The following is a 19,743-nucleotide window of genomic DNA, read 5'->3' as shown; positions in this document are numbered from 1 at the left end:
CGCGGGGTGACCGGCACGGGCCGGGCGGGGCTGGCTCCCGCCCGGCCCGTGGCACGCTGGGGCGATGCCGGCTGAGCAGGTGCGCGCGCGGGTCGACGCGTGGACGTGGGCCGTGCGGCTGTTCCCGACGAGGTCGGCGGCCGGCGCCGCGTGCCGCGGTGGGCACGTGCGGGTCAACGGTGAGCGCGCCAAGCCCGCGACGATCGTGGTGCCGGGCGACGAGGTGCACGTCCGGGGTGCCGAGCGGGACCGCGTCGTGATCGTCGAGCGGACGATCGTCAAGCGCGTGTCCGCGGCGGTGGCGGTGACGTGCTACCTCGACCGCTCCCCCGCACCGGTGCCCAAGGAGCACGTCGCGGCTCTGGGGGTGCGGGACCGCGGTGCCGGGCGGCCGACCAAACGGGAGCGGCGGGAGATCGACCGGCTGCGCGGACGCTGACCGCCCGCAGCGCGAAGAACGCGGGGTCAGTCCGTGGCCGGCGGCCCGACGCCGAGCAGGTCCGCGAGCGCCATCGCGTCGAACGGTGCTCGGACCTTCACGTCGTTGTCGAAGTAGACGACCACGTCGTGCCCCTCGTCCGCCCACCCCCGGATGCGGTCCGCCCACAAGGTCAGCGCCGGCGGGTCGTAGCCGCTGACGTACAGCTCGGTGTCGCCGTGCAGCCGGACGTACACGAGCGGCGCGGTCGGCTCCAGGAGCAGGGGCCACTTCCCGGCGGTGTCCGCGACGACCACCGCCACGCCGTACGCCCTGGCCAGCGCGGTGAACCGGGGGTCGACGAATCCCGGGTGGCGCACCTCGAGGGCGTGCCGCAGCGGCCGGTCCAGGTCGGTGGTGGTCCACGCGCGGCCGTCGAGCCGCTCGTCGTGCTGCTCGGCCAGCGCCGCCGCTTCCGCGGTGCTGCGCGGGAGCCGGGCGAGGAAGGCCTCGACGACCTCCGGCTCGAAGCCGAGCCGCTCCGGCAGCTGCCACAGCACCGGGCCGAGCAGCGGGCCGAGCGCGAGCGGTCCGCTGGCGAAGAAGTTGGCGAGCGGTGCGGCGACGTCCCGCAGCCGCTTCATGTGGGTGATGAACCGGCCGCCCTTGACGGCGAACAGGAAGTCGGCCGGCACGGCGGCCGCCCAGGCGAGGTAGCTCTCGGGCCGCTGCAACGAGTAGAAGGAACCGTTCAGCTCGACCGTGCGCAGCCGTCGCGAGGCGTACTCCAGCTCCCGGCGCTGCGGCAGGCCGGGCGGGTAGAACACGCCGCGCCACGGCCGGTACCGCCAGCCGGAGATGCCGATGCGCACGTCCACGTCCGTCATGCTGGTCCTGTGCCGCAGACCTCGCCCACCGACGCCGCGGGTGCCGCGGCGCCGGTCGCGGTGGACGTCTACCGGCCGGCACGGCCGCTCGACCTGGTGCACACCCTGCTGCCGCTACGGCACGGCGGTGGTGATCCCGTGTGGCGGTGGACCCGCGACGGCGCGGTGTGGTGGGCGACACGCACGCCGGACGGCCCGGCGACGCTGCGTCTCGAAGCGCGATCCGGTGCCGTGCACGCCGCGGCGTGGGGTCCCGGCGCGGAGCGGGTGGTGGCCGGGGTCCCGGCGCTGCTCGGCGCGGACGATGACGACTCGACCTTCCCCGCCCACCTGCACCCGCTGGTGCACCGCGCGCACCGCACGCTGCCCGGGCTCCGGATCGGTCGCACCGGTCAGGTCTGGGAGCAGCTGGTGCCCGCCGTGCTCGAGCAGCGGGTGGTGGGCCTGGACGCCCAGGCGTCGTGGCGGGTGCTGGTCCGGCGGCACGGGACACCCGCGCCCGGCCCGGCACCGGAGGGGCTTATGGTCGCGCCGGCGGCGTCGGTGTGGCGGGACCTGCCCGTCTGGGAATGGCGACGGGCCGGGGTGGACGCCCAGCGCCACGGCACCGTCGTGCGGGCGGCGACGGCGGCCCACGCGCTGGGCGCCGACCTCGGCGGCGCGGAGCTGACGCGTCGGCTGCGCACCGTTCCGGGCATCGGGCCCTGGACCGCGGCGGAGGTGACGTCCCGCGCGCTCGGGGACGTCGACGCCGTCAGCATCGGGGACCTGCACCTGCCGAACCTGGTCGGTTGGTCGCTCGCCGGCCGCAGGACGGACGACGCGGGGATGCTCGCGCTGCTGGCGCCGGTCCGGCCGCAGCGGCTGCGCGCCGTGCGGCTGCTCGAGGTGGCCGGGACCCGGCCGCCCGCGCGGGGGCCCCGCGCGCCGCGGGCGCGCGCGCTCGTCTGACGGCGCACCCTCGGCCGATCCTGTCCTCGATCGACCGTCCGGGCGGGTTGTCCGACCGGAGCCCTCGGCGGGCAGCCGGTCCCCTTCTGTGGCGATACTGCGAGGGACCACCACCGGAGGGAGCACCCGATGAGCTACGGATACGCGGACCGGTCCGACGAGGAACCGCTCTACGTCGACGACGAGCCGCCGCACGAGGCCCGCCTCGCCGGCCGTGCCGCCAGCACGGTGCTGGCGTTCGTGATGCTGGCGCTGGCGTTCGTGCTGTTCGGGCTGTCCGGCAGCGTCTCCGGCGGGGCCCAGCCGTGGCTGTTCTGCGGCGCCATCGCGGCGTTCGCGCTGGCGTACGCGATCCCCACGGCGATCCTGCCGGCCCTCGAGGACCGGTGAGGGGTACCGGTCCCACCGAGCTGGTGCTGGTGCGGCACGGCGAGTCGGTGGGCAACGTCGCCGCCGCCGAGGCCGAACGGACGGGGGCCGAGACCATCGCGGTCCAGACCCGGGACGCCGACACCCCGCTGTCCGTCCGGGGCGAGGACCAGGCCCGGGCGTTGGGCGCCTGGCTCGGCACCCTCCCGTCGGACCGGGCACCGCAGTCCGTGTGGTGCTCCCCGTACGTGCGCGCCGCCCAGACGGCCGCCACCGCTCTCGACGCGTCCGGCCTGACGGTGCCGGTGCGCTACGACGAGCGGCTGCGCGACCGCGAGCTGGGCATCATCGACCGGCTGACCCGCGCCGGCGTGCAGCGCCGCTTCCCCGAGGAGGACGCCCGCCGGCACCTGCTCGGCAAGATGTACTACCGACCGCCGGGCGGCGAGTCGTGGGCCGACGTCGCTCAACGACTGCGCTCGGTGCTCGACGACCTGCACCGCGCCGAGGACGGGCGGCGGGTCCTGGTGGTCACGCACGACGCCACGGTGATGCTGCTGCGGTACGTGCTCGAGGGGCTGACCGAGGCGCAGCTGATGGACCAGGTGCGCCGGCACGGTGTGCGGAACGCGTCGGTGACGCGGCTGACCCGGCACGACGACGCCTGGGAGCTCGACGCGTTCGACGTGGTGGACCACCTCGAGGTGCTCGAGGCGCCGGTCACCAGCCACCCGGGGACCGACCCTCGTGGCGAGTGAGCCGATCACCCCGGAGCTGCTGCGCGGGTGGCCGCTGCCGGACCGCACCGGCACCAAGGACGCCCGCGGCAGCGTGCTGGTGGTCGGCGGTGCCCGAGCCACCCCGGGCGCGGCGCTGCTGGCCGGGCTGGCGGCGCTGCGGGTCGGTGCGGGGCGGCTGACGCTGGCGGTCGCGGGGTCCGTGGCCGGTCCGCTGGCGGTCGCGGTGCCCGAGTCCGGCGTCGTCGGGCTGCCCGAGGACGCCAACGGCTCGGTGAGCGGGTCCAACGACGCGCTGGACGGCCAGCTGGAGCGAGCCGACGCCGTGGTGGTCGGTCCCGGGTTCGACGAGCCGGTGGGGACCCGACGACTGGTGGAGCACCTGGTCGGCACCCTTCGCCCGGACGTCCCGCTGGTGCTGGACGCGTTCTCCCTCGGCGTGCTGCGGGACCTGCCCGACGACGTCCGGGAGCTCCTTCGCGGCCGCAGCGTGCTGACGCCCAACCTGCGCGAGGCGCAGTTCCTGCTCCCGGGCGGCGGCACGGCGGGGAAGGCCGACGAGCCGGACCCGGCGGAGGCGGCCGCGGAGGCTGCCCGCCGGTACGGGGCGGTCGTCGCGTGCGGCGGTCAGCTCGCGGCGCCCGACGGCCGCGCGTGGCGCTCCGGGACGGGCGCGTCCGGTCTGGGCACGTCCGGCAGCGGCGACGTGCTGGCGGGGGCGATCGCCGGTCTGCTGGCCGGCGGCGCCGACCCGGCGCAGGCCGCGTGCTGGGGGGTCTGGCTGCACGGGTCCGCCGGTGACCGGCTGGCCGCCCGCGTCGGGCTGACCGGGTACCTGGCGCGCGAGCTGCTCGACGGGCTGCCCGCGGTGCTCGTCGAGCTGTCCACCAGCTGACGCTCGACCCCGGCACGGCGCCGGCCCGGCACCGCGACCGTGAGGTGCGCGGGCCGGGCCGGGCCGTGCTGCAGGCGGTCAGCCGCTCAGTCGTGCCGCGGCGTGGTGACCTTCACCGAGGCGACGGACCCGTCGCTGTTCAGCAGCACCTGCCGACCGACGGGCCGGTGGAAGTTGAACAGCCCGTCCAGCGAGCCCGCCCGGGAGTCGGCCGAGAAGTCGCCGATCTGGCCGGTGCGCCAGTTGGTCTCGACGAACGACAGGATCGACGACTGGTCCGTCTGGGTGTGGTCGACGTAGTTGGTCTTGGCGAAGGGCGAGATCACCAGCAGGGGCTGGCGCGTGCCGGGGCCGCAACGGTCCTGGTAGCCGCCCGCGACCCCGACCGTCGTGGCCGCCGTCGTGCAGATGGCGGAGTCCTTGGCCGGGTCGTTCGACCCGTTGGTGATCAGGGCGGACTGGTGGTCGTACCAGCCGTCGGAGTCGTCGTAGGCGACGACGACGGCGGTGCTGGACCACTCGGGCGACTTCTGCAGCGCGTTGATCTCCTTGACCAGGAAGTGCTGCTCGTCGATCGGGTCGGAGTACGCCGCGTGCCCGTCCTGGTAGGCCGGCGCCTTGAGGAAGCTCACGGCGGGCAGGTTCCCCGCGGCCAGGGCGGCGTCGAAGTCGCTGATGTCGTAGTTGTGGTTCGCCTGGTCGGTGTGCCCGACGGCGGCCACGGAGCTCGGTGCCAGGTGGTGCGGGTTGGCCGTCGAGGCGTAGTAGGAGAAGGGGTTGTGGTGGGGGCTGTAGTCCGCCACCACGCCGCCGCCGACGTTGGTGCTCGTGGCGCCGCAGACCGCCTTGGTGCCGGTGCCGGCGTAGGCCGTGGTCGGACGGAAGCCGCCCTGGAACCAGCCCCACGTCACGCCCTTGGCGTTCAGCAGGTCCCCGACGTTCTTGCCGGTGGCCACGGCGAGGTTGTACGACTTGGCGCCGTTGTTGTTCGAGCAGTCGTCGTAGTACGGGTCCGGGTCGTTGATCACCGTGCCGACGCCGTTCGCGTCCGGCGAGGCGACGACGTAGGAGTCGCTGGTGGGCGTCCCGGTGGGGGTGACGGCGTGGATGCCGTGCGTCTGGCCGCTGACCAGGTTGATCGCGCCGGGCGTCGACGGGCCGAACGTCGTCGAGTACGAGTTGTCGCTCATCGCGTAGTGCTGCGCGTAGTTCCACAGCCCCGTGACGGTGTTGCCGTCGTAGTAGTCCATGACCAGGCCGGGCTCGGTGAACAGGCCGGGGGTGCAGGTCTCCACGTCGGTGTTCTGCACGTACAGGTCGTTGCGGCCGCCGTCGGCCGCCTTCTGCTCCGCGCTGTACCCGTGGTTCTGGTCGCACGTCATCGCCTGCGCGGCGCTGAGCCGCTGCGGCAGCGCCGAGTTCGGGTTGCTGGTGAGCAGACCGGCCGTCTGCAGCGTGTTGGCGCGCGGGGTCCCGTGGGCGGCGGTGAACCGCGTTCCGTCGGTGTTGGCGGCGTTCGGGTACGTGGCGAAGTAGTGGTCGAACGAGACGTTCTCGTTGAAGATCACCACGAGGTGCTTGATCGGCGTGGCGGTGGCGCCCCGACGGGCGTCGTCCCGCTGGTCGTGCGCGGACGACGCCGTGGCCGAGGCGACCACGAGGCCCGCGACGGCGAGGCTCGCGGCCCCGACGGCGGTGAACCGATGCATGCGGTGCACGTGCTGCTCCTTGGGTGTCGGATTGGGACGAACGTCCCGTACCGAACTGTCGCTCGCCCGGGCGGAGACCGCCTTCCGGCGTGGTGAACGGCCGATGAACACGCCGCGAACCGTGCGCGTCGCCCGCCCGGATGGCGGCCGCCCCGGCGGCGGTCGCGCGCACTGCCGCACACTTGACGCGTGGAGACGAGCCAGCCCCGGATGAACGTCGAGTCCTTCAACCTCGACCACCGCACCGTCAGCGCCCCCTACGTGCGCCTCGCCGACCGGAAGGTGCTCCCGCACGGCGACGTGCTGGTCAAGTACGACGTCCGGTTCACCCAGCCGAACCGCGCCCACCTGGAGATGGACACCGTCCACTCGATCGAGCACCTGTTCGCCGAGAAGTCCCGGAACCACTCCGACAAGGTGGTCGACTTCTCCCCCATGGGGTGCCAGACGGGCTTCTACCTGATCCTGGCGGGCGACTGGGAGTACGACGACGTGCTGGCCCTGGTGCAGGCCACGCTGGAGGACGTGCTCACGGCCACCGAGGTCCCCGCCGCCAACGAGGTCCAGTGCGGGTGGGGCGCCCACCACACCCTCGAGGGGGCGCAGCAGGCCGCCCGCGACTTCCTCGCGCAGCGCGCCGCGTGGAGCCAGGTGACCGCGTGATCGCCGTCGACGCGGTCGTCGTGACCGCCATGGCGGAGGAGGCCGAGCCCTTCCTGGCCCGTGCCGACTTCGTCGGCGCGCCCACCCACGTCGGCCAGGCCGTGCACCGCGTGCTGACCCTCGGCGGGCACGGTGTGCTGCTGGTGGTGTGCGGCATCGGCCTGGTCAACGCCGCGGCCGCCGCGGCGGTCGCGGTCACCAGCACCGCGCCCCGGACCCTGATCAGCGCCGGCAGCGCCGGCGGCCTGGGCGCCGACGTGCGCGTGCGGGACGTCGTCGTCGGCACCTCGTACGTCTACTCGGGCGCGGACGCGCGCGCCTTCGGGTACGAGCTGGGCCAGGTGCCGGGCATGCCGGCGGTGTTCGACGCGGACCCGCAGCTGGTCGAGGCCATGCTCGCCGTGCGCCCCGAGGGCCAGCGCGTGCTCGCGGGGACCATGCTGTCCGGCGACGCGTTCGTCGACCCGTCCGGCGTCGACCGGGTGCGGACCGCCTTCCCCCACGCGCTGTCGACCGACATGGAGTCCGCGGCCCTCGCGCACGTCGCGCACCTGTACGACGTGCCGTTCGTCTCCGTGCGCGGCATCTCCGACCTGTGCGGACCGGCCGACGAGTTCAACCAGCACGTGGACGACGCGGCGGACCGCTCGGCCGCGGTGGTGGTCGGCGCGCTGCAGCGGATCGCCGCGCTCGTCTAGCGACCCTTCTCGCGGCCACGCCGCGCCCGCCAGGCGGCAACCTCGGCCTCCACGTCGCGCAGCGGTGTGACGACCGGCGGGCCGCCGAGCAGCTGGCGCCGCGCCTCGACGATGCGGCGGTTGAGCTCGGCCAGCACCTCCCGGACCCGGGACTCGGACCGCATCTCGTCCAGCCGGTCGTTGAGGCGCTCGACGTCGGCGCGCAGCTGGAGCGCCTCCGGGAGCACGCCGGACACGTGCTCGCGCTCGACGTAGGCCTTGAGCCACCAGTCCGGGTCGTGCCGGGTCAGGTTCGGCAGCGGCTTGCCGGCGAGCGGCAGGTGGTCGAACTCACCACGGGCGATCGCCTGGTCGACCAGCCCGTCGACCCAGCCGGCCCGCTGGTCCATGCGTCCGACGGCGCGCGGCGGACCGGCGGGGTCCAGGCAGGCGGGACCGTCGGTCTCCTCCGCGGGGGCCGCGGGCACGTCGGGACGTCCACCGTCGGCCTCCGCCGTCGCTGCGTCGTCGGCCTCGAGGCGCTCCGCGCGGTAGCGGCTCGCGCGACGGACCGGGTCGTCGCCCCCGGCACGGCGTCGGTGCACGGCATACCCCCTCGTCAGCGCCCTCGGCTGCCCGGGCAGCCGCGTCGACGACCACGCTACGACGGGTCGGAAAGTTGCGATCGCGATACCCCCGGGGGTATCTTCCTTCCCGTGACCCCCAGCGCGAGTCCTTCATCGTCCACGCCGTCAGCCGGCACGCGCATCGTCGTCGTCGGCGGCGTCGCAGGCGGCATGAGCGCCGCCGCGCGCGCCCGCCGTCTCGACGAGCACGCGAGCATCGTCGTCCTCGAGCGCGGCTCCTACGTCTCCTTCGCCAACTGCGGCCTGCCGTACCACCTGGCCGGCGAGATCGGCCGCGAGGAGAGCCTCCTGGTGCAGACGCCGCAGTCGCTGGCCGAGTCCCTCGACCTCGACGTGCGGACCGACAGCACGGCCACCTCGATCGACCGTGAGCGGCAGACCGTCCACGTGGTCACGTCGACCACCGAGTACGACCTGCCGTACGACGCGCTGCTGCTGGCGCCGGGCGCCGTGGCCGTCCGGCCGCCGATCGACGGCCTCGACCACCCGTCGGTGCACGCGCTGCGCACCATCGACGACGTGCAGCGCCTGCGCGGCACCGTCGACGAGGTCCTGGTCAGGCGACCCGAGGGTGAGGCCCGTGCGGTCGTCGTCGGCGCCGGCTTCATCGGCCTGGAGGCCGTCGAGGCCCTGGTCACGCGCGGCTTGAGCGTCGACGTCGTCGAGCTGGCGGACCACGTGCTGCCCCCGCTCGACGCCGAGCTCGCGACCCTCGTCTCCGACGAGCTGGTGCACCACGGCGTGCGGCTGCACACCGGCGTCTCGGCGAACCGCGTCTCCGAGGAGCTCGACGGCTCCGTCCTGGTCACCCTCTCGGACGGCACCGAGCTGCCCGCCGACCTGGTGCTGGTGAACGTCGGCGTGCGGCCCGAGAGCACGCTCGCGCGGGACGCCGGCCTGGACCTCGGCCCCTCGGGCGCCATCCGCGTCGACGCCGACCACCACACGTCCGACCCGCGGATCTGGGCCGTCGGGGACGCGATCGAGGTGCGCCAGGCCGTCACCGGCGTCGTGGGCCCCGTGCCGCTGGCCGGCCCGGCCAACCGGCAGGGCCGCCGCGCCGCCGACTCGATGCTCGGCCACCGCACCACCCCGCAGGCCGACGTGCTGGGCACCGCGATCGTGCGCGTGTTCCGGCTGACCGCCGCGATGACGGGTGCGAGCCAGCGCGTGCTGGACCGCGCCGGCATCGAGCACGAGGTGGTGCGGGTGCACCCCGGCCACCACGCCGGGTACTACCCCGGCGCGCAGCAGGTGCACATCGTCGCGAGCTTCGCCCCCGACGGGCACCTGCTCGGCGCCCAGGCCGTCGGCCGCGCCGGCGTCGACAAGCGGATGGACGTGCTGGCCACGGCCCTGCGCGCCGGTATGACGGCCGACGACCTCGCCGAGCTCGAGCTGTCCTACGCACCGCCGTTCGGCTCAGCGAAGGACCCGGTCAACATGGTCGGCTTCGTCGCGCAGAACGCGCTGGACGGCACCGCGCCGCAGTGGCACCCGGACGAGCTGGACGAGGTGCGGCGCGACACGCTCGTGCTCGACGTGCGCACGCACGGCGAGTTCAGCCGCGGACACCTGCCGGGAGCGATGCACGTGCCGCACATCCAGGTGCGCGACCACCTCGAGAAGATCCGCGCCGCGGCCGCCGGCCGACCGATCAGCGTGCACTGCCAGAGCGGGATGCGCTCGTACCTGGCCACGCGCATGCTGATCGGTGCCGGGATGGACGCGCGGAACCTGTCCGGCGGCTGGCTCAGCCTGCTCGCCTCCCGTCCGGAGCTGCGTACCACCACAGTCCCCGCCCAGCCGAAGGAGCCCGCGACCGTATGAGCACCAACCCGTTCCTGCGCCTGTTCGGCCTCGGCCGTTCCGACGACGGCAAGCTGCCGGCCAGCGTCCGCGCCGACCGTGCGGTCGAGCTGGTCCGTGACGGCGCCGCCCTGGTCGACGTCCGGGAGAGCCACGAGTGGAAGACGGGGCACGCGCCGCAGGCCGTGCACATCCCGCTCGGCCAGATCTCGGGTGCGCCGCGGCGGCTGAAGGCCGACCGCCAGGTCGTGGTCATGTGCCACAGCGGCATGCGCTCGCGCACCGCGGCCAACCAGCTGCGCAAGCTCGGCTTCGACGCCACCAGCGTGTCCGGCGGCATCGGCGCCTGGCAGGCGGCCGGTGGCGCCGTCCGCCGCTGACCCTCCACCCCCAGCTCCGCGCGGCACACCGCGCGGCCCGGCACCTGCTGGTGCCACCCACCCGTCCCCGGCCCCTGCCGCGGGACCCGTCCCGAGAACTCGAGGAGACACCCCATGTGCAGCCCCATCCGTTGCTCCCGTTGTGGCAAGGTCACCTGGACCGGCTGCGGCCAGCACGTCGACCTGGTGATGGCGAACGTGCCGGCCGAGCAGCAGTGCACCTGCCGCTGACCGCCGACCGCTGACGACCCGACAAGGACTGACATGAGCACCATCGCCGTCGGCGCGGAGACGTTCGCCGACACCGTCCGCGACAACGACATCGTGCTGGTCGACTTCTGGGCCGACTGGTGCGCGCCGTGCCGCATGTTCGCGCCCGTCTTCGAGCAGGCCTCGACGACCCACCCCGACGTCGTGTTCGCCAAGGTGGACACGGAGGCGGAGCAGGAGCTCGCCGCGCAGGCCGGCATCACGTCGATCCCGACGCTCATGGCGTTCCGGGAGGGCGTGCTGGTGTTCTCCCAGCCGGGTGCGCTGCGGGCAGCGGACCTCGAGCGCGTGATCACCGGGGTCAAGGATCTCGACATGGACGACGTGCGCCGGCAGATCGCCGAGCACGAGGCGAGCCATGCCCGGGCCTGACAGGCCCCGCCGACCGGCTGCGACGGCGTCGTCGGACGCAGCCCCGACGGTCACCGCGGACGCCTCTGCCTCTGCGGTGGCCGTCGACCCCGCCCCCGCGGCACCGGACCCGGTGGCCGTGGCGAAGGTGTCCGCGCGCCTGCGGCGGGCGCACGGGCAGCTGGCCGGGGTGATCCGCATGCTCGACGACGGCCGCGACTGCCAGGACGTCGTCACGCAGCTCGCCGCGGTCTCCCGCGCGATCGAACGAGCGGGCTTCGCGCTGGTCGCGGCCAACCTGCGCAGCTGCCTGCGCGACCCGCAGGGCCCCGACGACGTCGCCGCGGACCGCCTCGAGCAGCTCTTCCTCTCCCTCGCCTGACCCGGTCGGCGCCGCAGCCGGGCCGGGACGAGCCCCGGACCCAGGTCCCAGTTCATCCCATGATCGGTCGCATAGCGTCTCTGCATACCACCAGGGGTATGTGAGGAGACAGCTCGTGAAGATCGTCGTCGTCGGTGGAGTGGCAGCTGGAGCGTCGGTCGCAGCACGCGCCCGGCGCCTCGACGAGTTCGCCGAGATCGTGGTGCTCGAGCGCGGCCACCACGTCTCGTTCGCCAACTGCGGGCTCCCGTACCACATCGGCCAGGTGATCGCCGACCGCGGACGCCTGCTGCTGCAGACGCCCGAGAGCCTGCGCGAGTCGCTCGACATCGACGTGCGCATCGGCTCGGAGGTGCTGTCGATCGACCGCGCCGCACGCACGGTCACGGTGCGCGAGGTCGACTCCGGCCGCGAGTACACCGAGAGCTACGACGCGCTCGCCCTCTGCCCCGGCGCCAACCCGGTGCGTCCGCCGCTGCCGGGCATCGACCACGAGGCCGTGCACGTGCTGCGCCGGCTGGGCGACATGGACAGGATCAAGGCGCGCCTCGACGCGCTGGTCGCAGCCGCCGCGAAGGGCGAGCGCGAGCCCGCCCGGGCCGTGGTGATCGGCGCCGGCTACATCGGCCTGGAGATGGCCGAGAACTTCCAGCACCGGGGCGCCCGTGTGCACGTCGTCGAGCTGGCCGACCAGATCCTGCCGCCGCTGGACCACGAGATGTCCGTGCCGGTCGAGCAGCACCTGCGCTCGCGCGGCGTCACCCTGCACCTGTCCACGGGCGCCGCGGCCTTCACCCCGCGCACCGACGGCGGCGTCAACGTCGAGCTGAGCAACGGCGAGCTGCTCGCCGCCGACCTGGTGATCCTCGCGGCCGGCGTGCGCCCCGCCACCGGTCTGGCCGTCGAGGCCGGGCTGGCCCTCGGTCCGCACGGCGGCATCGCCGTCGACGAGCACATGCGCACCTCGGACCCCGCGATCTGGGCCGCCGGGGACGCCGTCGAGACGCCGCACACCGTGCTGCCCGGCACCGCGCTGGCGCCGCTGGCCGGCCCCGCGAACCGGCAGGCGCGCGTGGCGGCCGAGAACATCTGCGGGCGCGACACCGTCTACCGCTCCACGCAGGGCACCTCGGTGGTGAAGGTGTTCGACATGGTGGCGGGCGGCACCGGCGCCACCGAGCGGCAGCTGGTGGCCGCGAAGGTGCCCTACCGGGCGGTGCACGTGCACCCCTCCGGCCACGCGGGCTACTACCCGGGCACCGCGATGATGAGCCTGAAGGTGCTGTTCTCCCCGGCGACCGGCCGGATCCTCGGCGCCCAGGCGGCCGGGTTCGACGGTGTGGACAAGCGGCTGGACGTGCTCGCCGCCGCGCTGCGCGCCGAGCAGACGGTGTACGACCTCGAGGAGCTCGAGCTCGCCTACGCCCCGCCGTTCGGGTCCGCCAAGGACCCGGTGAACATGGCCGGGTTCGTCGCGTCCAACGTGCTCCGGGGCGACATCTCCCTCTGGTACGCCCAGGACTGGGAGAACGCGACGCGGGACGCGCGGCTGGTCGACGTCCGCACCCCGGAGGAGTACGCGATCTGGCACCTGCCCGGCGCGGAGAACGTGCCGCTGGCGGTGCTGCGCGAGCGGTGCGCCGACTGGGACCGCTCGGTGCCGGTCCGGCTCTACTGCGCGGTCGGCTTCCGCAGCTACCTGGCGCACCGCGCGCTGGTGCAGCGCGGGTTCACCGACGTGTCCGTGCTGTCCGGCGGGACCGCGACCTTCCGGGCGTGGCGCGAGCTCATGCCCGAGTCCGACGAGCCGCCGGCCCCGGTGATCGCCTACGCCGACCCGCCGGAGATCGCCGAGCAGGTGCGCCGCCTGGCCGCCCAGCCCGTGGTCACCGGGGTGAGCGTGGACCTCGACTGCTCCGGGCTGGCGTGCCCGGGCCCGATCATGAAGCTCGCCGAGACGATGCGGGGCCTGGGCGCCGGCGACGAGGTCGTGGTCACCGTCTCCGACCCCGGCTTCGCGAACGACGGCCCGGCGTGGGCACGTCGCAACGGGCACGAGCTGGTCACGCTGACCCCGTCCGGCCCCGGGTACGTCGCCCGGTTCCGCAAGGGCGGTGCGCCGGCCCCCGCCCCCGCAGCTGCGCTGAGCGCCCCGGCTGTCGTGGCGCCCCAGGCGGCGAAGAACTCCTTCGTCGTCTTCTCCGGGGACCTCGACAAGGTGCTCGCCGCGTTCATCATCGCCAACGGCGCGCTCGCGATGGGCGAGGAGGTGTCGATGTTCTTCACGTTCTGGGGGCTGAACTCGCTGCGCCGCACCGACGCTCCCGCCCGCGACCGCAGCGTGACGGACCGGATGTTCGGGGCGATGATGCCGCAGGGTGCGGACAAGCTCACGCTGTCCCAGATGAACCTGGCGGGCGCCGGCACCGCGATGATCAAGAAGGTGATGAAGGACAAGGAGGTCCCGTCGCTGCCGGAGCTGATCTCCGCCGCGCAGAAGGGCGGGGCGCGGCTGATCGCCTGCACGATGACGATGGACCTGCTGGGCATCGCCCGAGAGGACCTGATCGACGGCGTCGAGCTCGGCGGGGTCGCCACCTTCCTCGGCGAGGCGCACGACTCGGGCACCACGCTGTTCATCTGATCCGGACCGGCCGACCCGTTGGTCCGAACGGGTCGGCCGGTCCGGATCACCCGCACATTCATCCGGTCGCCCATCGCCACGGACGCCTGCACGGGCCGATGCTCGGGCAATGGACACCCTCAGCCCCGACGGCATGGCATCGGCGATCGAGCGCGCTCGCTACTCGGGCCTGCGCAAGGAGCCCTGGGAGGACCTGCGCGACACCGAGCGCGACACCCGCGTGGAGGTGATGCGGGCCGCCCTCGAGGAGTCCGGGGTGACGGCCGCCGTCGCGGTCGTGGTGGCACGGGGCGCTCAGGCGGACGAGCTGGCGGAGCAGGTCGCGGCCCGCGACGCCGAGCTGCGGGCGCGCCAGGCGGAGCACGACGCAGACCTGGTGCGCCTGACCGGCCGGATCTCCGAGCTGGAGGACGAGCTGGCCGACGCGCGGGCGGCCCACGCCGCCGAGCTGGCCGACGCGACGGCCGAGTACGAGTCCGAGCTGGCCGAGGCGCGTTCCGGTGAGCAGCGGGCCGTGCACCGTGCACAGCAGGCCGAACGCGCTCTCGAGGCGGTGCGGAACGCGCTCGCCGGCGTCGCGGTCGCCGAGCCGCTGCCGGTCGTCCACGAGGTGGCGGCCGACGACGAGACGACTGCCTCTGGTGCCGTGCCGGCCGCGGTGTCTGCCGGGACAGCGGCGGAGTCCGCGGCACAGCGAGGGCTGTTCGGACGCAGGGCGCGCTGGGCGCACTGAGGGCCGGGCGCACTGAGGGCCGGCCGCCGCCCGCGCAGCCGTCGCGGACCGGGCGCCGCGAGGAATGTCAGTGACGGGTGAGAGGTTGCGCACACAGACTGGACGGCGGCCGTTGCGCGGGGTCCCCGCGGGGCTGAGCCGTACGTCGCAGTCCCGACCGCCTTGCGCCCTGGCCTGACCGCCCCACGCTGGGCCCGACCTCGCCTGGAGAGTCCCGTGACCGACCGGCCCAGCCCCGAGCTGCTCGAACCCGGCTCGCCCCTCTCCGAGGGGCCGCTCCCGGCAGCCGCCCCGGAACGGATGGCGCCGCGCGACCGGCTCGCCGTCGTGCTGCTCCTGGTCTCCACGTTCGTGGTGATCCTCAACGAGACGATCATGGGCGTCGCGCTGCCCCGCCTGATGACGGACCTGTCGGTCACGCCCGCGACGGCGCAGTGGTTGAGCACCGCGTTCATGCTCACCATGGCCGTGGTGATCCCCGTGACGGGCTTCGTCCTGCAGCGGATCACGACGCGGGCCGCCTTCCTCACCGCGATGGGCCTGTTCAGCCTGGGCACGGCCGTGTGCACGCTCGCTCCCGGCTTCCCCGTGCTGCTCGCGGGCCGCGTGGTCCAGGCGACCGGGACCGCCGTGATGCTGCCCCTGCTGATGACCACCGTGATGACCGTGACCCCGCCCGCCTCCCGGGGCCGGACGATGGGCAACATCTCGGTGGTGATCTCCGTCGCCCCGGCGATCGGGCCCACCATCTCCGGCCTGATCCTGTCCGTGCTGCAGTGGCGCTGGATGTTCGGGCTCGTGCTGCCGATCGCGCTCGGTGCCCTGGCCCTCGGCGCGGCACGGGTGCCCAACATCGGCGAGACCCGCTCGGCACGGGTGGACGTCGGCTCGGTGGTGCTGTCGGCGTTCGCGTTCGGCGGGATCGTGTACGGGCTGTCGACGCTCGGCAGCGCGACCGGTGTCGTGCCGGTGACGGCCTGGCTGAGCCTGGCGGTGGGGCTGACGGCCCTGTCGCTCTTCGTCGCCCGGCAGCTGTGGCTGCAGCGGGCGGACGACGCTCTGCTGGACCTGCGGGTGTTCGGCTCCCGCACGTTCACGGTGAGCGTCGCACTGATGGCCGTGGTGATGATGGCCATGTTCGGGACCATCATCATGGTGCCGATCTACGCGCAGCAGGTGCTGCACCTGACCACCCTGTCCACCGGCCTGCTGCTGCTTCCCGGCGGGCTGCTGATGGGCCTGCTCGCCCCCGCGGTCGGCCGCGCCTACGACCGGTTCGGGCCCAGGCCGCTGCTGGTGCCCGGAGCGGTGCTGCTGAGCGCGGCGCTGTGGGGCATGACGACGCTCGACCAGCACAGCTCCCCCGGGCTGCTGCTCGCGGCGCACGTGACGCTGTCGGCCGGCCTGGCCGCGATGTTCACTCCGCTGTTCACGTCCGCCCTCGGCTCGCTCCCGGGGCACCGGTACTCGCACGGCAGCGCGATGGTCGGCACCGTGCAGCAGGTGGCCGGGGCCGCCGGCACCGCGCTCTTCGTCACGGTGCTCACCGCACAGGCGGGTCGGCTGGCCGAGCAGGGCGCCGACGGTGCAGCGGCGACCGCGGGCGCCGTGCAGGCCGCCTTCCTGGTCGGAGCCCTGGTGTCGCTGCTGGCCATCCCCGCGGCCTGGCTGGTGCGCCGACCGTCCGACGACCCCGTGCCGGCCGTGCCGGAGGGCGTCCCGAGCCCCGCGGTCGCCGCCGAGGAGAGCTGACCGGCCCGCCTCGGACGCCGGTCAGCCGGCCCCGGGCGCTGTCCCGTCCGGCCGGAGGCCGGCGGCCCGCCGCGTCCGCGCGTTGGCGTGCACGGACCACCGCGGCACGGTGACCGCCAGCACGGCGGCCGCCACTCCCCCGACCCCGGCCACGGCGAGCACGCCGGCCGCCAGGCTGCCGAGCGCGGCCCCGGCGGACACGACCAGCGGTCCGGCCGCGAGCCCGGCGTCCTGGAACAGCCGCCACACGCCGAGGAACTGCGAGCGGACCGCCGCGGGGGCCACGTCCGCACCCAACGTCATCAGCAGGCCGGACCCGACCCCGTTGGCCAGCCCCATCACCATCGCGACGACGGACAGCGTGCCGACGGACCGCGACAGGGGCAGCGCCGCGATCGACAGCCCCAGCAGCACCATCGACGGCACGGCCACCCACAGCCGCCCCCGGCGGTCCATCACCTTCCCTGCGGGGTAGAACACCAGCATGTCGAGCGCGCCCGAGACGCCGTAGACCAGGCTGGTGGTGGCCGGCGCCAGGCCGAGGTGCTCGCCCCACAGCGGCAGCACCACCTGCCGCGCCCCTCGCGTCGCCCCGACGAGCAGCACGGCGACGCCCAGGGTGGCGAACACGCTCCCGTTCTCCCGCAGCACATGCACCAGCGGCACGCGGGGCGCCTCACGCCGGGCGGCGGTCGCCTCGGCGGCGACGTCGGGGACGGCGGCGACGATCACGAAGGTGACCACCGTGACGCCGACCGCGAGCCAGTAGGCGCCGGGCGTCCCGGCCAGGTGCACCACGCCGGCACCGAGGAACGGCCCCAGGAACACCCCCATCCGGCCGACGCCACCCAGCGTGGACAGTGCCCGGGCTCGGTACAGCGGTGGTGTGATCTCGGTGAGGTACGCCTGCCTGGCCAGGAGGAACACGGCATTGGCACCGCCGGTGACCAGCACCGCCGTGCCGAGCACCAGCAGGCTGTGCGCGGTGGCGCACCCCACCAGCGCCACGATGGCGAGCACGGCGGCGGCCAGCATGGCCCGCCGGTCGCCCCATCGCGCCGCGAGGGCACCGGCCGGCACGTCGGCGAGGATCTGGCCGATGCCGAGGAACGCCGCCAGCAGACCGGCGACGGCGAGCGAGGCGCCCAGCTGCGAGGCCGACACCGCCACCATCGGCGTCACCGCGCCGATGCCCACCTCGAACGCGAGCGCCGGGCCGAACACCCCGGCGACGGCCGACCGGGAGAGGAACCCACCCATCGCGTTCTGCTGAGCGCGGGCGGGGCTGGACATCGGCCCCATTCTCCTCCCGGCCCGAGGTCACGGCTGACGCACCCCCGGGCGCCGCTCACACCCCGGGGCGGTCCGGGCCCTCCGACGGCGCCGACGGCAGCCGCACCACCGCCGCCAGGCCACCCAGCGGGCTGCCGGCCAGCGTCACGTCACCGCCCTGCTCGCGCGCCAGCTCGCGCGCGATCGCCAGCCCGAGCCCCGCACCGCCTGCCTCCCGCTCGCGTGCCTCGTCGAGCCGCACGAAGCGCTCGAACACCCGCTCCCGGTCCGCCACCGGCACGCCGCGGCCGTCGTCCTCCACCACCACCCGACAGGCGTCGGCCCGCTGGTCGATCACCACCCGCACCCGGGTCCCCGCGTGTCGGGTGGCGTTGTCCACCAGGTTGCGCAGCACGCGGGTGACCCGTTCCCCGTCCGCGACGGCGTTCCCGCTGCCGATCACCTCGACCGGCACCCGAGCCGCGGTCGCGGCGAGGCCGTCCGCCACGGCCCGCAGGTCCACCGGGACCGGATGAGCAGGGCGCGCGCCGACCCGGGCGAGCAGCAGCAGGTCGTCCACCAACGCCTGCATCCGCAGCGCCTCCGGCTCCAGCTCGGCCGCGAGCTCCGCCACGGTCCACGTGCCGGGGTGCGACCGTGCGACGTCGACCGTCGCCCGCAACGCCGCGAGGGGCGACCGCAGCTCGTGCGCGGCGTCGGCGACGAACGTCCGCTGCCGCGACGCCGCCCGGTCCAGCCGCTCGAGCATCTCGTTGAGGGTGCGCGCCAGCGCGGCGAGCTCGTCGTCCGCCGCCGGCACGGGCAGCCCGCCACCACCACCCGCCGCGGCGACCTGCGCCGCTCCCCGGCGCAGCTGCTCGACCGGGTGCAGCGCCCGGCCGACGGCCAGCCACAGCGCCAGCGCCACCAGCACGGTCAGCAGCGGGACGACGATCAGCAGGGCCACCCGCAGGGCGCCGAGCAGGCCCTGCACCTCGCCGAGCGGCAGGCTGACCACCACCGTCGCCGGCGACCCCCGGTACGTCACGGCGTGCACCGCCACGCGGCCCGGTCTGCTGTACGCGTCGTCGGCGGTGCTGAGCACCAGCACGCTGGTGCCGGCGCTCGAGCGGAGGGCCGACAACGGCCCGGCGGGCAGCACCGGCAGCGTCCGGCTGGCGTTCGGCGAGGACGCGAGCACGCCGCCCTGCGCGTCCAGCAGCTGGGCGACCTCGCCCGCCTCGACGGTCGGCAGCGTGGCGGGCAATGTGTCGCTCTCCACCAGGCCGGTCACCACACCGACCCGGTCCCGCAGCAGCCCGTCCAGCGCCGCCAGCCGGCTGCGCGACAGCACCGCCGTCAGCGCGAAGGCGCCGGCGACCAGCGCCACCGCGACGGCCGCCGCCGTCAGCACGGTCAGCCGCAGCCGCAGCGACAGGCCCAACCAGCGCCGTCCGCCGCCGCGCCGCTCCGTGGTCATCCCGCCATCCGGTACCCGGCACCGCGGACCGTGAGCACCGCGTCGCGGCCGAGCTTGCGGCGCAGGTAGCCGACGTACACCTCGACCACGTTCAGGTCCTCGCCGGGGGCGTCCCAGACGTGGTCGCGCAGCTCGACCTTGCCGACCACCCGGTCCGCGTGCCGCATCAGGTACTCCAGTAGCGCAAGCTCGCGCACGGTCAGGGCGACCGGCTCGCCGCCGCGGGTCAGCGAGCGCGTGGCCGGGTCGAGCTCCAGGTCGCCGACGCGCAGCACCGCCGGACGCTCGGCGACGGGCCGGCGCAGCAGCGCGCGGATCCGGGCGACGAGCACGACGAAGGAGAACGGCTTGGTCAGGTAGTCGTCCGCGCCGACGTCGAGGCCGTCGGCCACGTCGTGCTCACCGTCCTTGGCGGACAGCAGCAGCACCGGCGTCCACACGTCCCGCGCCCGCAGCTCGCGCACCACGTCGTAGCCGTGCCGGCGCGGCAGCATGATGTCCAGCACGATGGCGTCGTAGTCGCGGTCGGTCGCCAGCTCCAGCCCCTGCTCGCCGTCGTAGGCGACGTCGACCGCGAACCCCTCCGCCGTCAGCCCCCGCTGCAGCGCACGGACCAGGCCGCGCTCGTCGTCCACCACCAGCACGCGCACGCGGTCAGCATCCCATCGCCGTGGGACGGTGCGCCGCGACGGCGCGGACCGGCGCCGCGACGGCTCT

General features: G+C 74.6%; 20 protein-coding genes. 14 read left to right on the top strand and 6 right to left on the bottom strand.

Annotated elements, in window-relative coordinates; translation table 11 throughout:
- The first annotated feature begins 64 nt into the window (after window positions 1–64).
- The gene (locus tag N0B34_RS04475; protein ID WP_263730102.1) at window positions 65–439 is read left to right on the top strand and encodes an RNA-binding S4 domain-containing protein; all 375 of its coding nucleotides are present in this window, start codon (window positions 65–67) and stop codon (window positions 437–439) included.
- A 26-nt stretch (window positions 440–465) separates the two neighbouring features.
- Here N0B34_RS04475 and N0B34_RS04470 read toward each other — a convergent pair whose 3' ends face one another.
- Window positions 466–1,305, bottom strand: a complete 840-nt coding sequence (locus tag N0B34_RS04470; RefSeq protein ID WP_263730101.1) for a DUF72 domain-containing protein — start codon at window positions 1,303–1,305, stop codon at window positions 466–468.
- A gap of 9 nt (window positions 1,306–1,314) precedes the next feature.
- Between N0B34_RS04470 and N0B34_RS04465 the strand changes: the two genes are divergently transcribed.
- The 4 genes from N0B34_RS04465 to N0B34_RS04450 all read left to right on the top strand — a co-directional run bounded on the left by N0B34_RS04465 (window position 1,315) and on the right by N0B34_RS04450 (window position 4,257).
- Window positions 1,315–2,256 carry a DNA-3-methyladenine glycosylase family protein gene (locus N0B34_RS04465; protein WP_263730100.1) on the top strand — a complete coding sequence of 314 codons (942 nt, stop codon included), beginning with the start codon at window positions 1,315–1,317 and terminating at the stop codon, window positions 2,254–2,256.
- Window positions 2,257–2,385: 129 nt separating this feature from the next.
- Window positions 2,386–2,646: a hypothetical protein gene (locus N0B34_RS04460; RefSeq protein ID WP_263730099.1), complete on the top strand. Its 261-nt coding sequence runs from the start codon at window positions 2,386–2,388 to the stop codon at window positions 2,644–2,646.
- On the top strand, window positions 2,643–3,383 hold the full coding sequence (locus N0B34_RS04455) for a histidine phosphatase family protein (RefSeq protein WP_263730098.1): 741 nt from the start codon (window positions 2,643–2,645) through the stop codon (window positions 3,381–3,383). The genes N0B34_RS04460 and N0B34_RS04455 overlap by 4 nt, the downstream gene beginning before the upstream one ends.
- Window positions 3,373–4,257, top strand: a complete 885-nt coding sequence (locus N0B34_RS04450) for an NAD(P)H-hydrate dehydratase (RefSeq protein ID WP_263730097.1) — start codon at window positions 3,373–3,375, stop codon at window positions 4,255–4,257. The genes N0B34_RS04455 and N0B34_RS04450 overlap by 11 nt, the downstream gene beginning before the upstream one ends.
- Before the next feature lie 86 nt (window positions 4,258–4,343).
- On the opposite strand, the gene N0B34_RS04445 is transcribed toward N0B34_RS04450, so the two are convergent.
- Window positions 4,344–5,966, bottom strand: a complete 1,623-nt coding sequence (locus N0B34_RS04445; RefSeq protein ID WP_263730491.1) for a phospholipase C — start codon at window positions 5,964–5,966, stop codon at window positions 4,344–4,346.
- A gap of 210 nt (window positions 5,967–6,176) precedes the next feature.
- Here N0B34_RS04445 and N0B34_RS04440 point away from each other — a divergent pair, with 210 nt between their 5' ends.
- On the top strand, window positions 6,177–6,629 hold the full coding sequence (locus N0B34_RS04440) for an S-ribosylhomocysteine lyase (protein WP_263730489.1): 453 nt from the start codon (window positions 6,177–6,179) through the stop codon (window positions 6,627–6,629).
- A complete protein-coding gene (gene mtnN, locus N0B34_RS04435; RefSeq protein ID WP_263730096.1) occupies window positions 6,626–7,327 on the top strand; it encodes a 5'-methylthioadenosine/S-adenosylhomocysteine nucleosidase in 702 nt (233 codons plus the stop codon). Before N0B34_RS04440 ends, mtnN begins: the two co-directional genes overlap by 4 nt.
- On the opposite strand, the gene N0B34_RS04430 is transcribed toward mtnN, so the two are convergent.
- Window positions 7,324–7,911, bottom strand: coding sequence for a DUF1992 domain-containing protein (locus tag N0B34_RS04430; RefSeq protein ID WP_263730095.1), 588 nt, complete (start codon window positions 7,909–7,911; stop codon window positions 7,324–7,326). The two genes, mtnN and N0B34_RS04430, sit on opposite strands and share 4 nt — an antisense overlap.
- 111 nt (window positions 7,912–8,022) lie before the next feature.
- Here N0B34_RS04430 and N0B34_RS04425 point away from each other — a divergent pair, with 111 nt between their 5' ends.
- The 7 genes from N0B34_RS04425 to N0B34_RS04395 all read left to right on the top strand — a co-directional run bounded on the left by N0B34_RS04425 (window position 8,023) and on the right by N0B34_RS04395 (window position 16,274).
- Window positions 8,023–9,783, top strand: a complete 1,761-nt coding sequence (locus N0B34_RS04425; protein WP_263730094.1) for an FAD-dependent oxidoreductase — start codon at window positions 8,023–8,025, stop codon at window positions 9,781–9,783.
- The gene (locus N0B34_RS04420; protein ID WP_263730093.1) at window positions 9,780–10,142 is read left to right on the top strand and encodes a rhodanese-like domain-containing protein; all 363 of its coding nucleotides are present in this window, start codon (window positions 9,780–9,782) and stop codon (window positions 10,140–10,142) included. The genes N0B34_RS04425 and N0B34_RS04420 overlap by 4 nt, the downstream gene beginning before the upstream one ends.
- 264 nt (window positions 10,143–10,406) lie before the next feature.
- Window positions 10,407–10,784 carry a thioredoxin gene (gene trxA / locus N0B34_RS04415; protein ID WP_263730092.1) on the top strand — a complete coding sequence of 126 codons (378 nt, stop codon included), beginning with the start codon at window positions 10,407–10,409 and terminating at the stop codon, window positions 10,782–10,784.
- Entirely contained in the window at window positions 10,771–11,145 is a 375-nt protein-coding gene (locus tag N0B34_RS04410) for a metal-sensitive transcriptional regulator (RefSeq protein WP_318529961.1), read from the top strand. The genes trxA and N0B34_RS04410 overlap by 14 nt, the downstream gene beginning before the upstream one ends.
- A 115-nt stretch (window positions 11,146–11,260) precedes the next feature.
- Window positions 11,261–13,789, top strand: a complete 2,529-nt coding sequence (locus N0B34_RS04405; protein ID WP_263730091.1) for an FAD-dependent oxidoreductase — start codon at window positions 11,261–11,263, stop codon at window positions 13,787–13,789.
- A 109-nt stretch (window positions 13,790–13,898) separates the two neighbouring features.
- Complete coding sequence (locus N0B34_RS04400) at window positions 13,899–14,522, top strand: hypothetical protein (RefSeq protein WP_263730090.1); 624 nt, start codon at window positions 13,899–13,901, stop codon at window positions 14,520–14,522.
- Window positions 14,523–14,822: 300 nt separating this feature from the next.
- Window positions 14,823–16,274 carry a DHA2 family efflux MFS transporter permease subunit gene (locus N0B34_RS04395; protein WP_263730487.1) on the top strand — a complete coding sequence of 484 codons (1,452 nt, stop codon included), beginning with the start codon at window positions 14,823–14,825 and terminating at the stop codon, window positions 16,272–16,274.
- A 21-nt stretch (window positions 16,275–16,295) separates the two neighbouring features.
- Here the strand turns inward: N0B34_RS04395 and N0B34_RS04390 are convergent, their stop codons facing one another.
- From N0B34_RS04390 to N0B34_RS04380, 3 genes are read right to left on the bottom strand one after another with little or no spacing between them, the layout of a single operon-like run.
- Window positions 16,296–17,567: an MFS transporter gene (locus N0B34_RS04390; RefSeq protein WP_263730089.1), complete on the bottom strand. Its 1,272-nt coding sequence runs from the start codon at window positions 17,565–17,567 to the stop codon at window positions 16,296–16,298.
- A gap of 55 nt (window positions 17,568–17,622) precedes the next feature.
- Entirely contained in the window at window positions 17,623–19,026 is a 1,404-nt protein-coding gene (locus N0B34_RS04385) for a sensor histidine kinase (RefSeq protein ID WP_263730088.1), read from the bottom strand.
- The gene (locus N0B34_RS04380; RefSeq protein WP_263730087.1) at window positions 19,023–19,676 is read right to left on the bottom strand and encodes a response regulator transcription factor; all 654 of its coding nucleotides are present in this window, start codon (window positions 19,674–19,676) and stop codon (window positions 19,023–19,025) included. Before N0B34_RS04380 ends, N0B34_RS04385 begins: the two co-directional genes overlap by 4 nt.
- Between the last annotated feature and the right edge of the window lie 67 nt (window positions 19,677–19,743).

The organism is Cellulomonas sp. SG140, assembly GCF_025770785.1.
Lineage (GTDB): Bacteria > Actinomycetota > Actinomycetes > Actinomycetales > Cellulomonadaceae > Cellulomonas.
This window is presented reverse-complemented; position numbering and strand designations above follow the sequence as displayed.

Excerpts from the sequence above, each read along its gene's own strand:
- N0B34_RS04475 (WP_263730102.1), top strand. The coding sequence starts at position 65 with ATGCCGGCTGAGCAGGTGCGCGCGCGGGTCGACGCGTGGACGTGGGCC.
- N0B34_RS04470 (WP_263730101.1), bottom strand. The coding sequence starts at position 1,305 with ATGACGGACGTGGACGTGCGCATCGGCATCTCCGGCTGGCGGTACCGG.
- N0B34_RS04460 (WP_263730099.1), top strand. The coding sequence starts at position 2,386 with ATGAGCTACGGATACGCGGACCGGTCCGACGAGGAACCGCTCTACGTC.
- N0B34_RS04445 (WP_263730491.1), bottom strand. The coding sequence starts at position 5,966 with ATGCATCGGTTCACCGCCGTCGGGGCCGCGAGCCTCGCCGTCGCGGGC.
- N0B34_RS04440 (WP_263730489.1), top strand. The coding sequence starts at position 6,177 with ATGAACGTCGAGTCCTTCAACCTCGACCACCGCACCGTCAGCGCCCCC.
- N0B34_RS04420 (WP_263730093.1), top strand. The coding sequence starts at position 9,780 with ATGAGCACCAACCCGTTCCTGCGCCTGTTCGGCCTCGGCCGTTCCGAC.
- trxA (WP_263730092.1), top strand. The coding sequence starts at position 10,407 with ATGAGCACCATCGCCGTCGGCGCGGAGACGTTCGCCGACACCGTCCGC.
- N0B34_RS04410 (WP_318529961.1), top strand. The coding sequence starts at position 10,771 with ATGCCCGGGCCTGACAGGCCCCGCCGACCGGCTGCGACGGCGTCGTCG.
- N0B34_RS04400 (WP_263730090.1), top strand. The coding sequence starts at position 13,899 with ATGGACACCCTCAGCCCCGACGGCATGGCATCGGCGATCGAGCGCGCT.
- N0B34_RS04395 (WP_263730487.1), top strand. The coding sequence starts at position 14,823 with ATGGCGCCGCGCGACCGGCTCGCCGTCGTGCTGCTCCTGGTCTCCACG.
- N0B34_RS04390 (WP_263730089.1), bottom strand. The coding sequence starts at position 17,567 with ATGTCCAGCCCCGCCCGCGCTCAGCAGAACGCGATGGGTGGGTTCCTC.
- N0B34_RS04385 (WP_263730088.1), bottom strand. The coding sequence starts at position 19,026 with ATGACCACGGAGCGGCGCGGCGGCGGACGGCGCTGGTTGGGCCTGTCG.